General features: G+C 36.9%; 12 protein-coding genes. 11 read left to right on the top strand and 1 reads right to left on the bottom strand.

What is annotated here, in order from left to right; all coding sequences use genetic code 11:
* Positions 1–87 precede the first annotated feature (87 nt).
* The 10 genes from WH188_RS01385 (at position 88) to WH188_RS01430 (ending at position 11,680) form a co-directional block, all read left to right on the top strand.
* Positions 88–768, top strand: coding sequence for a response regulator transcription factor (locus WH188_RS01385; protein ID WP_021190960.1), 681 nt, complete (start codon positions 88–90; stop codon positions 766–768).
* A complete protein-coding gene (locus WH188_RS01390; protein ID WP_183915421.1) occupies positions 765–2,099 on the top strand; it encodes a sensor histidine kinase in 1,335 nt (444 codons plus the stop codon). Before WH188_RS01385 ends, WH188_RS01390 begins: the two co-directional genes overlap by 4 nt.
* 68 nt (positions 2,100–2,167) lie before the next feature.
* Positions 2,168–3,421 carry a TolC family protein gene (locus tag WH188_RS01395; RefSeq protein WP_339423126.1) on the top strand — a complete coding sequence of 418 codons (1,254 nt, stop codon included), beginning with the start codon at positions 2,168–2,170 and terminating at the stop codon, positions 3,419–3,421.
* Between the two features lie 10 nt (positions 3,422–3,431).
* Positions 3,432–4,535: an efflux RND transporter periplasmic adaptor subunit gene (locus WH188_RS01400; RefSeq protein ID WP_339423127.1), complete on the top strand. Its 1,104-nt coding sequence runs from the start codon at positions 3,432–3,434 to the stop codon at positions 4,533–4,535.
* Between the two features lie 3 nt (positions 4,536–4,538).
* A complete protein-coding gene (locus WH188_RS01405; protein WP_339423128.1) occupies positions 4,539–7,631 on the top strand; it encodes an efflux RND transporter permease subunit in 3,093 nt (1,030 codons plus the stop codon).
* A 316-nt stretch (positions 7,632–7,947) separates the two neighbouring features.
* Complete coding sequence (locus WH188_RS01410; protein WP_243656043.1) at positions 7,948–8,091, top strand: hypothetical protein; 144 nt, start codon at positions 7,948–7,950, stop codon at positions 8,089–8,091.
* A gap of 337 nt (positions 8,092–8,428) precedes the next feature.
* On the top strand, positions 8,429–8,629 hold the full coding sequence (locus WH188_RS01415; RefSeq protein ID WP_339423131.1) for a hypothetical protein: 201 nt from the start codon (positions 8,429–8,431) through the stop codon (positions 8,627–8,629).
* Between the two features lie 267 nt (positions 8,630–8,896).
* The gene (locus WH188_RS01420; protein ID WP_339423132.1) at positions 8,897–9,343 is read left to right on the top strand and encodes a hypothetical protein; all 447 of its coding nucleotides are present in this window, start codon (positions 8,897–8,899) and stop codon (positions 9,341–9,343) included.
* 257 nt (positions 9,344–9,600) lie between these two features.
* Positions 9,601–9,840, top strand: a complete 240-nt coding sequence (locus WH188_RS01425) for a carboxypeptidase-like regulatory domain-containing protein (RefSeq protein WP_339423133.1) — start codon at positions 9,601–9,603, stop codon at positions 9,838–9,840.
* Positions 9,841–10,765: 925 nt separating this feature from the next.
* On the top strand, positions 10,766–11,680 hold the full coding sequence (locus WH188_RS01430) for a carbohydrate kinase family protein (protein WP_339423134.1): 915 nt from the start codon (positions 10,766–10,768) through the stop codon (positions 11,678–11,680).
* Between the two features lie 69 nt (positions 11,681–11,749).
* Here the strand turns inward: WH188_RS01430 and WH188_RS01435 are convergent, their stop codons facing one another.
* Complete coding sequence (locus WH188_RS01435; protein WP_021191545.1) at positions 11,750–12,109, bottom strand: VOC family protein; 360 nt, start codon at positions 12,107–12,109, stop codon at positions 11,750–11,752.
* Positions 12,110–12,407: 298 nt separating this feature from the next.
* Between WH188_RS01435 and WH188_RS01440 the strand changes: the two genes are divergently transcribed.
* A protein-coding gene (locus tag WH188_RS01440; protein WP_339423135.1) for an IS3 family transposase occupies positions 12,408–13,516 on the top strand; the annotation gives its coding sequence in 2 pieces (ribosomal slippage) (positions 12,408–12,669 and positions 12,669–13,516; 1,110 coding nt in all).
* Positions 13,517–13,716 lie beyond the last annotated feature (200 nt).

The raw sequence follows: 13,716 nt of genomic DNA on the forward strand, positions 1-13,716 counted from the left end.
CTTTAGATTAGAATTTCATTAGATATTCATATTTCTGTTTAATTTCCTCTAACCTTTCTTTAAATTTGTGAATTAAAGTAAATTACTATGCAGATATTAGTTGTGGAGGATGATAAACGGATCAGTGATTTTCTAATTAAAGGATTAGAAGAAAACGGCTATTTGGTTACGTTATGTCGGTCTGCAGAAGAAGTCATTGCTAATTACCTCAATATAGCATGGGATCTCTTGATTATTGATATTATGCTTCCGGGAATGGATGGTAGACAACTGGTCAGTACTTTGCGCTATAAAGATTGCCGTGCACCTGTCTTAATGTTGAGTGCATTAAACACGGTACAAGATAAGGTCGATTCTTTAGATATTGGGGCTGATGATTACTTGACCAAACCATTTCACTTTGATGAATTATTATCTCGGATTAAAGCACTGACCCGTCGTAGTCAGATTGGCTTTGACGTTAAAAAAAGCCAATGTATACAGATCGGTTCACTCATGATCGACAAAGATCAATATAAGGTGTTTGATGGGGGACAGGAGGTGGAATTATCACCTCGAGAATTTAAACTCTTGATGTACTTGGTGGAAAATCAGAATAAAGCGGTTAGCCGAATTCAGATTTTAAATGCGGTTTGGGGAATCAATTTTGATAATCAGACCAATGTCGTTGATGTTTATATTTCTTATGTTCGCAATAAGGTAGAAAAAAATCAAAAATATATTTTTACTGTAAAAGGAGTAGGGTATCTATTTAAGTTAGAACAATGAATTTAAAGAACCGACTTTCTATATATGCAGCTTTCATCTTTGGAGTGATTATTTTGATTGCCTCGACGATCATCTATGTGTCTTTTTATACTAAGATGGAAAGCCAGGAATTTCGGAATCTGGAGAGTAAGACCCTCTTATCTGCTCTATTTTATCTGGAGAAAGACGAGGTATCATTTATCGAACATGAATCGATTAAAAATCAACTTCAGAAGAATATTTCTAAACGCAATATACTGGTTGTGGACTCCCTTAATAGACGCTATGATGGACTGATGGAGGACGATGCTCCAGTTTCTTCAGATTTTTTCGATTTGGTACGTAAACAGGATGAAGCACAACTTAAAACAGATGCTTTTTTTTATAATGGACTTTTTTATCATGATAATGAAGGTGATTTTGTTATTGTAACTCGGGCATCAACAGTCGAATTTCAAGATCAGATGAAACTATTGCTACATATCTTGCTGGCTGTTTCATTAATCGGATTGATTTTGATCCTGATTTTCTCGCAGTTTCTGGGAAATATTGCTTATGATCCAATCCTCAAGATGATCAGTCAGATTAAGAAAAAAGACAATCAAAATTTCAATGAACCCATTGTATTAAATAAATCCTATCAAGAGGTACAGGAATTAGTTGATACCTACAATCACTTTGTTGAAAAATTAAGCCAGACCTTTTCTATTCAAAAAAACTTTATCGATTACGTATCGCATGAATTGCGAACACCCCTTGCCGCGATTTTAGGGACATTGGAAGTGAGTAAACAAAAGCCTAGAACTGTCGAAGAGCATGAGCTCGTCAATTTACAGCTGAAACGTTATACCGAAGATCTCCGTGATACGATCGATCATATGATGATTCTATCGGGCGCAAAGACTAATTTTGAGACTAAGATCATACGTATTGATGAAGTACTTTGGGAAATTATTGAGCAACTTACCTTAGTACATGGTGCCCAGATCAGTGTTGATATCCAGGTTGCAGATACCGATATATTAAAAATCGATGCGAATGATAAGCTGTTACAGCTTGCTGTTCAAAATATAATTTTAAATGCTGTCAAGTATTCCAATAATCAACCTATCGTTGTTCATCTCAAATCCCATAGTGGTAAATTGCTTGTTGAAATCATCGACCAAGGAATAGGTATTCTGCCAGAGGAACTTATTCGCGTGACCGAAAATTTTTATAGAGGTGAAAATGCACATGGTTATACGGGTAAAGGGATTGGTCTATCGTTAGCGAATGTTATTTTTAAACTCCATCACATTCGTATGGATATCAGTTCTAGTACAAAAGGGACAATCGTCTCGTTGTATTTCTAATCAAATTCTAATCTACTTCGAAATTCATGTTAATCTTCTAAGCCTAGCTTTGCTAAAAATAATAAATAGTGAAGATATATTGGTTTATAGGTGTTTTTCTATTGACAGTTGGTCAATCGCGGGCACAGACGTATTCGTTACAGGCATTGAAGGATATGCTTCTGCAGAACAATGGACAACTTATTGCTCAAAAGTATCAGATAGCTGCTTCAGATGCATTGGTCGTACAGGAAAAATTATGGTCTAATCCTACTCTAAGTATTAGTGAAGTCAATCTTTGGAAAAATGGTACCTCAGAGACTTTACCTTATCTGTTTGGAAAATACGGGCAACAACAGCAAGTCGCGGTAGAATTAGAACAGCTGATTGAAACTGCCGGAAAACGTAAAAAAAGAATCAGTCTTAAATCCTTAGAAAGGAAAGATGCTTTACTTGATTATGAAGAATTACTTCGTGAATTACAATTTGAGTTAGATGAAGCATATTGGAGCTATATGGCTGTCTCCCGAAAAGAGTCGCTCGTGGATTCCATTGTAAATCTCTATCAGAATTTGGAAAATCAATATAAACGTCAATCCGACCTCAATAATATTCCTAAATCTGATTACCTCCGTATTCAAGCTGCGCTTATCAATTTTGAAAAAGATCGTGTGGAACTTTATGCCGACAAAAATAATTGGTTGACAAAGATTAAAGTTTTGACTCAGAATGAAACGATTGAAAATCTGCAAATTGAACAATCTGAGGTGCCGTTAAATTTATCTCAAAAAATACCCCTTGATATTGAGCATCAGTTATTAGATCAAAATATTGGTTATCAAAAACAAATCAACGAACGTGATAAGGCAAAGCAACAGCTTTTGATCGAAAAAGCTGAAAGAACGCCCAATCTAACATTTCAATTAAGTTATGATCGTGGTGGAAATATTATGCGTGATTTTGTAGGTGCTGGAGTTAGCATGGACTTACCTATTTGGAACCGAAATAAGGGAAATATAAAAGCCACCGAAAGTATGGCAAAACATGCTGAATCGCAACAAAATGTTTTACTCAGTCAATTGAAAGGACAGCTCAAAGATTTACAGTATCAAGTTGCACTATATGAAGTTACTTTATTAAAATCAAAAAATATTGCTTCGGAAGAACGCAAAGCTATGATTGCTAACTACCAAAAACATTTACAGAAGAAACAGATCACTTTATTGGAGTTTATTGATTTTATAGAAGCTTATCAGGAAACCGAAACGGGTATTGTTGATATGACTTTAGCTTATCAAATGGCACATGCGCAATTACAATATTTAACCGGACAAAAATTTTAGAAAGATGACGATGAAAACCAAACTTATATATTTACCGATGGTCATTTTTATGAAATTGCTATCGGGATGCAGTGCCGATGCCACTTCAAATACAACTGAAGGTATAGCCGATACCACCAAATTCTGTCTCAGTGAACAGATGAAAAAAACAACGACCATAAGCCCGATCGCTTTATTACCCATTACGGAACAATTATCGCTTTCTGGTAAAATTGATTATAATGAAAATGATCTAGTTGCCTTTAGAAGTTTATTGGAAGGTACAGTTGAAAGTGTTGGATTTGAATTGGGAGATTATGTTAAAGCTGGACAAATATTGGCGACGATTAAATCGACACATGTTCAGGAACTCTTTCAGGAACAGCGTAATTTACAAAATCAAATTGTAATGGCGACTAAGCAGTTGCAGACCAAAAAAGAACTGTTGCAGGACGGTATGGTAGCAGGATCGGAGGTTCTGACCAGCGAACATGAATTAGCCAGTTTAAAAATTGAATTGGATAAAGTTCAGCAGATATTAAAAATGTATCGCGCAAAAGGACAGGGATCATTTGAAATTGTAGCGCCTAAGAATGGTTATATTATTCAAAAAGCGGTAAGTGTTGGACAAAGTATTTCAACAGACCAGGATCCGCTTTTTTCGATTTCTAATCTGAAGCAAGTTTGGGTGATGGTTAATATTTATGCAAACAATTTAAAATACATCAAAGAAGGTGATGCGGTAAAGGTAAAAACCATCGCACAGCCCGATATTTTTTATGCTGGAAAAATTGATAAAATATATCATGTGTTTGATGACAATGAGCATGTATTAAAAGCTCGTGTGGTACTGGAGAATCAAAATCTACAATTGATGCCAGGTTTAGCGGCCGATATCATTATTGATAAATCCAATGGAGGTGCACAAGCTTATGCTGTTCCTAATGGCGCCATTGTCTTTCACAACAATAAAGAATATGTCGTTATTTATAAAAATGACTGTGCTATTTCTATAAAACGTATCACGACAATTTCTTCCAATGAGCAGTATACATTTGTTCAAGAAAAATTTGATGAAGGCGAACAGATCATCAGTAAAAACGCTTTGTTATTATTTGAACAGTTAAATCCCTAAGGTATGCAAAAGTTAGTTCAAAATATCGTGACCTTCTCGTTGCGAAATACAACCTTTATTCTTTTTGCAACCTTAGCATTGCTGTTTGGAGGTGTCTATGCGCTACGACATACAGCTATTGAAGCATTTCCCGACGTAACGAGTACTCGTGGCCGTATTATTACACAATGGCCTGGAAGAAGTGCAGAGGAGATGGAAAAGCTGGTTACTTTGCCTATATCAAAGGTGATGAATAGTATCCCGCATAAATCCAACATTCGTTCAATATCTTTATTTGGATTATCAGTTGTTACGGTGCAATTTGAAGACGGAGTTGATGATTTTTATGCACAGCAATATGTTTCCAACAAATTAAGCGGGGTCAATTTACCCGAAGGAGCAAGTGCTGAGATTGAACCTCCTTCGGGTGCAACAGGAGAGATTTTTAGGTATGTGATTAAAAGTGATCTTCCATTGAAAGAAGTAACTGCTATTCAGGACTGGGTAATTGAACGTGAGTTGCTTTCTGTACCTGGAGTTGCCGATGTTGTGAGTTTTGGTGGTGAAGAGAAGAGTTATGAAATCAAAATTAATCCTACAGAACTCAAAAATTTCGACCTTTCTCCAGTAGATGTCTATGAGGCTGTATCGAAATCAAATGTGAATGTCGGTGGTGATGTCATCGAACAGGGAAGTCAGGCTTATGTAGTACGTGGAGTAGGTCTATTGGATAAAATTGAAGATATTGGGAATATCACAATCAAATTAAACGGTTCTACGCCAATATTGATTAAAAATGTTGCTGAAGTCGTTGTTTCGCATAAACCTCGTCTGGGGCAGGTCGGTTATAATGAGAACAATGATATGGTTGAAGGAATTGTGGTTATGTTGCGTGGAGAAAACCCGTCAGCTGTTATTGAAAATCTGAGAGCAAAAATTACAGAACTTAATGAGCGGACATTACCTGATAATGTAAAGATTGAAACCGTTATCGACAGAACCAAATTGGTGGACAATACGGTGAAAACAGTATCTAAAAATCTGATTGAAGGTATCTTGTTGGTTTCACTGATTGTATTTATCTTTCTTTACAATTGGAAATCAACTTTTATAGTTGCTTCGGTCATTCCGCTTGCATTTCTGTTTGCTATTATCATGCTGAAAATACAAGGGCTGCCGGCCAATTTGATATCTATGGGTTCTTTAGATTTTGGTTTATTGCTTGAAGGGACTCTTGTTATTGTAGAGACTGTATTTGTAGCCATGGCTACGTTATCACACAAAGTAGGACCCGAGCGTTTTGCTAAAATGAGTAAGCTAGGGGTGATTAAGAAAAGTGCTGGTAGTGTAGCTTCTTACATCTTCTTTGCATTGATTATTCTGATTGTTGCACTACTGCCTATTTTTTCTTTTCAAAAAGTGGAAGGAAAAATGTTTACTCCTTTAGCATTTACGTTGGGTTATGCTTTACTTGGTTCTCTGATATTAAGTTTGACCTATGTTCCAGCGATGTGTAAATTGTTGTTTACCAAAAATATCGACGAGAAAGAAAATGTGATCACCCGATTTTTTCAGAAAACAATTTTCGGGATGTATGCCGTAGCATTCCGCTATAAAAGAACAACTATAGGTCTATTTTTAGGTATTTTAGCTTTATGTCTTTTCAAATTTATGCATTATGGATCCGAATTTTTACCCAAACTCAATGAGGGAGCGATTTACATCCGTGCAACACTGCCCAATAGTGTCAATTTGAAAGAATCTACCCGTTTGACCGCAGAAATGAAAGATTTAATGCAAAAAGATTGCGAAGAAATCGATTTTATTTTGACGCAAACAGGTCGGCCAAATGATGGGACAGATCCGACGGGGTTCTTCAATATTGAGTTTAATGTTCAACTGAAAGATGCCAGCGAATGGAAAAGAAAAGTATCTAAAGAAGATATTATTCAAGAAATGCGTACTAAATTGCATCATTATCCCGGTATTACATTTGGATTCAGTCAACCGATTCAAGACAATGTCGAGGAATATGTCGCAGGTGTGAAGAGCTCTTTGGTTATCAAAATTTTTGGTGATGATCTCTATGATTTAGAGAAATATGCCAATAAAGTAGCCACATCTATTGCAAAAGTTAAGGGTATAGCCGATATCAATGTGTATAAGAATATCGGACTGCCAGAACTCAAAATACAGTTGCACGATTCCAAGATGGCAAAATATGGGATTCAGACTCGAGATGTTCAGGCTGTTATTGAAATGACGATCGGAGGACAGGCTGCGACAACTTTTTATGAAGGTGATCGACAGTTTGATGTCATCCTTCGTTTTCAAGAAGCTTATCGTGATACCCCAACTAAAATTGGTCAAATTTTAATACCGACCAGTAACGGACAGAATATCCCATTGCAGGAGATTGCGAGTATCAATTATCAAACGGGACCTGCATTTATATATCGTGAAGGCAATAGCCGATATATCGGTGTTGGATTTAGTATCGATGGCCGTGACTTGGGAAGTACGATTGCAGAAGCGAAGCAGGTAGTAGCCGCAGAAGTAAGTCTACCAAAAGAAAATCATATGGAGTGGGCAGGAGAATTTGAAAGTAAAGAGCGTGCCGCTAAACAGTTAGCTTTAGTAGTTCCTATCTCTTTAGTGCTGATTTTATTGTTACTGTATGCCAATTTTGGAAATGTAAAAGACACAGCCATTGCTTCTCTCACATTACCTTTTGCCTTTATTGGAGGGTTTATTTCACTATGGGTCACAGGCACCATCTTTGGGATATCAGCAGGTATCGGTTTCATCATTTTATTTGGAGTGGCTACGATTGATGGTATTGTACTTATTGGTGTTATCAGAGATAATCTCAGACATAAAATGAAGTTGAAAGATTCCATTATACATGGTGTCCGAAGCCGGATCAGACCTGTTGTCATGATTGCTTTAATGGGGTCAATGGGTTTATTGCCCGCAGCTTTATCAACAGGTATGGGTTCTGAAATCCAGAAACCACTTGCCATTATGATTGTAGGTGGACTGCTGATCTGTCTTGTACTGTCATTTACTATTTTACCAGTTGTTTTTTATCTGGCTTATCGCAAAGAGAAGGTCTAAGGGCAATTAGCTTTTTAACTAAAAGATCTCCAATAGTTTCGTGCTTTTGGAGATCTTTTTATGTAGAATAAGGTGATGCCGATCAATCTGAAGAACTTACCTTAAAACCTATCTTTTTTCTTTCTTTTGGAAGAGGTTCTTCTAGTGAATGTTGACATCAAACAATTGCTATTTCCGTTTATGATTTTGTGTTTGGTCTTAGTGACATCTTATTACCAAGCGCATCCATTTACCTGATATCGCCAATACCCGAGCTGAATCTGGTGAAAAATTAGAAAGGAGCATCCGGTCATTTCGACATTTTGCCTTAGGGGTAGTGGCTATCTTTTTTTATGTTGGGACAGAAGTTGCTATTGGAGCTAATAGTAATCTTCATGCTTTTGAATGGGAAGAATATAGACAACGGATACTTAACGATCTCAACAAGTACTTCGGAATAGAAGAGAACTTAGAAAGATAAACAATCGTAAAAGGTAGTCGCAAAGTATTGAACATAGTAGGTAAATCTTTCGACTTGATTTTTAGCGAACAGCGGATGATGATCATGAAAGCTAAAGTTGTCGTTGAAGAAAACTAAGCATTAATCTTAGAAAAATATTAAAATAGAATTTCTACCTGTGAACTCCGGATGCCCCCGAGGTATAATTGACACATTAAACGTGTCAATAATACCTCGGGATGAAAAGGGGCGGCTTAATGCCTAAAAAATCAAAATAATAAACAAAACTATACACGATATAATCAAGCTCTGGGGATATCTCCGTAAGCTATTGAAATCTGATGGGAAAGGATTTCTGTTGAGTAGAAAGCAGGAGGAATTACCTGAATATCCTGTAACTAAAAATGTAGTAAATAATAATATTGCAGAAGCAACTAATGTAATTTTTAGTAGTAAATGTACCTTCGGTGAAGGTTCGCTTATTGTTGGGGATAAGGTTATAGCTGACTCAGGACTGGATTACCATTTCTCTGGCTATTTATTGCTAAATAAGCAATAAAACAGCAGAGAATAAGCAAGCAAGGTGTAACACAGGTCATATGCAGAAGCCTAGAATTATCAAAGAAACGGCCTATAGATGGCAACGATTCGGTAATCAAATACCAAACAAACGGTAATGGATTGGCAATAAATAGGCAGACAAAGACCATCGCAAAGAGATCAAAGCAGAATAAATTCTGATTTTTTCTTAACCAATTTCACACCAACTTCTAAGTTTCTTCGACTGGGCTTCGAGTCAGCATCGGGATTTCATCGGCTACAGTGCATGAAAAGTCGAAGCACGGTCGAACAAAAGTCAAGTGAAAGTAGAAAAAGAGGTGAAGAAAAGGAAAAAAAAGTTAGTAGAAGTTTGCTGGATGTGGCAAACAGCAAATCAACGCATTGTCCGGGAGGTACACGCTATATACCTGCTTTCAACCTGTTTCGGACCTTGTTTTACTTTCGGCCGTCGATGCACAAGGGAAAGGACGGTGCAGCTACTTTGAAAGTGTTGTGCAGTTACTGGGAAACTTACTACGAGGTTAAAAAAAGGTTAAAACAAATGCTGATCAAAAACAGCCGTTTTCCGCGTCATGGTCGATCTATTTGTAAGATCTCGCTCAAGAGGGCTTGGTGTGTAGCTCAAGCGTCCGTAATGCGTATGCTAAGTAGTGGTAAAGCATGGATAGTGCGTAAAACGGTACCCGTTTACGCACTACTAACGCACTACTAACGCACTATCAACGCTTTATCTATGCTTCATCCATACTTAATCCATACATTGAAAGCGCTTTATTTAAAATAAGAAGTTTTAAGCGATTGATTTCATTTAGTCAGGCCTATAGGCTGGTTTTGCGTTAATAATCTGTCTAATCGCTTAAAAAGCTTTTCAAATCAAATGCATGGGGTGTAAGAGATGTTGTGAATGAGCGTTTTGGAAAGCGGTTGCTAAAATAAAGATTTTCAGGAGTGTTGCTTTTATTGTAGTTGATGACTTTCGGATCGGTATCCACACAATTCCTGAGAAAGCAGAATTATGTGTTGCAGGGAAAGGTTATTTCTGCTGTAGATAAAAAGCCGTTACTAGGTCTATGCGGGCGTGTTGAATCGGATAATATGAAGACATCGACCAATAAAGATGGCACGTTCAGTATGACCATATCCCAACGCAATGGTAAAGTGAAGTTGACTTCTGTCGGCTATAAAACCCAAGAGCTGAATTATAATTAAGGTATATTGTTGCATGTGCAACTAAACCATTTGTAAGATCAGCTTGAAGAGGTGGAAGTGGTGTCTGTCGGGTGCCAAAAATACCTAAAGAAAGAATGACAGGGAAGTTGGTTCTATATTCTTACAATCTTGAGAAGAGTGAGGCGCTGAATTTACCAGGTGATATGGGGGTGTTGCTGGTAGGAAGATTGTATAGTTTTTGTTTTCAGGTATATATACTTTTTATCGGCCCTAATATGGATATTGAAATTGATAAAATATAGACTCGTAAAGTACGGATTTATAAAAATATTCCTTTAGTAGCTTTTGTAGAAGAAATGAGCCGTTTGGAAGGGTTTACGATAAAGCGATGGGATTGTGTACCCAAGAATTAGTTAGTCAAGGTAGCCGTACATTATCAGAGCGCTAAAGAAGAGGTTTATAGTGCTATTAATGATTTTGGGGTGCTTTTGTACGAGGAGAAAGGAATATTTAGTTTTTGCCCTGAAGATGAGAAAAATAAGATCGCAATGATTGAAAGCAGAAAACATGATAAGCAGTTTTAAACAGTTTTTAGACACGGTGATTTACAGGATTGAAATTAATGAAGTAGTCGAGAGACAAAAATGCCGAGCAACCGGTAAGGTACGGTTTAACAGTAAAGCGGAATCGACTTTCTTTATTCATTGGCGTAAATAGAGGATTCTCAAATGGTTGGAAAAATCTGCGTGGCGGAAGCTCCGTAATAAGGGATTTGGAACGAAAAGTTCAACTCCACGATATGTATACTTCTGTGAAGGATACCACAGCACAAAAGAGCATCCATATGATTATCAAAAGAAAAATAAAATAGACAATAGGAAATATTTTGATAAATTAGTGTATACTGAGAGTACCGGGGGATGTGAATGAGTGGTAGCTCATTTTTTGGAAATAAGAAATTGGAATGATCGATAAAAAAAATAAAATAGCCTGTTTCGGCGAAGTACTGTGGGACATATTCCCTGGAGGAGATAGAAGAGCTGGGGGAGCACCCTTTAATGTCGCTTATCACTTGTCTAAAATGGGGGTTGAGGTCAATATGATAAGCAGCGTAGGAGATGACGAATTAGGTCGTGAATTGCTGCAGAAAATCGAAGATTGGAAAATACATTCTCCTGGCATACAGGTGAATAGTGCTTATCCTACGAGCACAGTTGTTGCGACTATCGATGAACATAATGATGCACATTATGATATTGTCCGGGAGGTTGCATGGGATTATATTGAAGTGAATGCTATTAATCAAGCAATGGTTAATGAATCGGATGCATTGGTTTTTGGTACACTGGCCACTCGTAATACCCAGTCTAAGAATACATTATTTGAGTTGCTTGAAAATAGTTCTTACAATGTATTTGATATCAATCTGCGAGCGCCACACTATGATGTACATGTGATAAAAGATCTGTTGCATAAAACACAGTTAGCAAAATTTAATAAAGCCGAGTTACGTATGATGATTGACTTTATGGGTAAGTCCTATACGACAGAAGAGGATTGTGTAAGTTTCCTACAGGACACTTTCAGGATGAACGAAGTTATTGTATCCAAAGGAAGTAAAGGAGCACTCTATGCTGATCATCATGATTTTTATTCCATATCGACGATCCCTATTGAAGTAAAAGATACTGTTGGTAGTGGAGACTCCTTTTTGGCGGGATTTTTATCAAAAAGGTTTGAAAAAGGAAGTTCAGCAATTGAAATTATGAATCAAGCTGTTTCACTGGGAGCATTTGTTACTGCTCGAGAGGGAGCATGCCCAGATTATTCTAAGGCAGATTTTATTGCTTTTCAAAAAGAATCAGCACATAAAGATTAGAGGTTAAGCTATTATTTTCATGCAGGCCTGTGTTTATTTGGTTCATCAATACAGGCCTGCATGTTTAGTTTATTCTGACCAAACGGCCAGCTCATTGCCATCTGGATCTATAAATTGAAATCGTCTCCCACCAGGGAAGCTGAAGATTTCTTTTGTTATTATACCACCAGCTTTAATTACTTTTTCAAGAGTTGTTTCAAGAGCTTTAGAGTAAAGGATAATTAATATACTTCCCTTTACAGGAGTTCCTAAAGTAAAACCACCATCAATATATTCACCTTCAAATGCAGTGTAGTGAGGTCCATAATCGGTAAAAGTCCAACTGAAACATGCTGTATAAAAATTTTTGATCTGTTGAAGATCTTGTGATAAAAATTCAATATATTGGATCTGTTCGTGCTTGAGTTTTTGTGTAGGTGTATCTTTCATAATTTTTTGATTATAGATACAAATATAATGTACTATACTTATTTAATTCTGAAAAAACGACGATGATTGCACCTCTTCTTAAGTGATCAATAATTCTATGTAATTTACGCGATGATTTTAGAATAAAGAATATTTATCGATCAAGTTAATCTGATTAAGCTTTTATAGAAAGGGACACTTATAAGTTCATTTTAAGAATTCTTGTCGACAGTTTAATATTCTTCAAGATGTCTTGTAAGTGTCCCAAAAAATCAAACAGCTTAAAACTGGACATAAATGTTTAGATTTAAGTAATAAGATGAAAAAGACACGTTTTACAGAAACCCAGATTGTAAGAGCTCTCAAAGAGGGAGAAGAAGGTAGAAAGACGGATGATATCTGCCGGGAGCTTGAGATTAGCAAAGCCACCTTTTATAACTGGAAAAGCCGTTACGGTGGCATGGAAGCATCTGATGTCAAGCGCCTGAAGGAACTTGAAGAAGAAAATGCACGCCTGAAAAAGATGTTTGCCGAGCTGAGTATGAACCATGATATCCTAAAAGAAGTCATCACAAAAAAAGGTTGGGGCTCCGGCAACAAAAACAGTTAACTCAGGAAATTGTCCTAGATCACGGTTTGAGTGTCGCCGGAGCCTGTAAATTGACAGGTATGTGCCGTTCACAATATTACTATTTTAGCAAGAAAGACGACAGTGCCGTGATGGCAGCATTAGACGATCTGTCCTCCAAACATCCTGTATATGGATTTCGAAAACTATATGCCTACTTGCGCAGAGAAGGTAAGCCCTGGAACCATAAGAAAGTATACAGGGTATATAAGCTGCTCAATATGAATAAGAAGAGACGTGTCAAACGTCGGCTTCCTGTTCGGGAGAAACAACCTTTGGAACAACAGGTCAGCATTAATCAAAAATGGAGCATGGACTTTATGAGCGATAGCTTGGCAAGCGGAAACAGATTTAGAACTTTTAATGTAATGGATGACTGTTCCCGTGAAATATTGTGTATCGAAGTAGCTACCTCTATTTCTTCTGTACGGGTCACCCGGGCACTGGAACAAATCATAGACTGGCGAGGTAAGCCGCTCTGTCTGCGTGTAGATAATGGCCCCGAATTCACCAGTCATCATTTTGATCTCTGGTGTAAAAGTCAAGGCATCGCGATTCAATTTATTCAGCCCGGCAAACCTATGCAAAACGGTTATATCGAACGTTTTAATCGAAGTTATCGAAAAGAAATTTTGGATGCTTATTTATTTTTCAACCTGGCAGAAGTCCGAGAACATACCCAAATATGGATGCATGAATATAATAACAACAGGCCTCACGAAGGACTTGGCAATCTTACACCAACGGAATTATCAAAAAATATTAGACACAAACAACAAATAAATCAATTAGTAACGTAAATTAGAAAAGTCCAATTCTAGCTGTAGGAAAAATGGGGTACTTACAGTCTGTTTAGTATAACTTTTTTTTATTTTAATGGAAACGCCACGAATTGTAAGTGATGGTTTACAAATTGTAAATGCTTCGTGTTTTAGTCTTGTCGATTTTTATTTTTGGCCAATAAATTGTTATCAGTGAAATAGTAATTTGAATACTAGAA

The sequence above is a fragment of the Sphingobacterium sp. MYb388 genome, assembly GCF_037479535.1.
GTDB classification, from domain to species: Bacteria; Bacteroidota; Bacteroidia; order Sphingobacteriales; family Sphingobacteriaceae; genus Sphingobacterium; species Sphingobacterium anhuiense.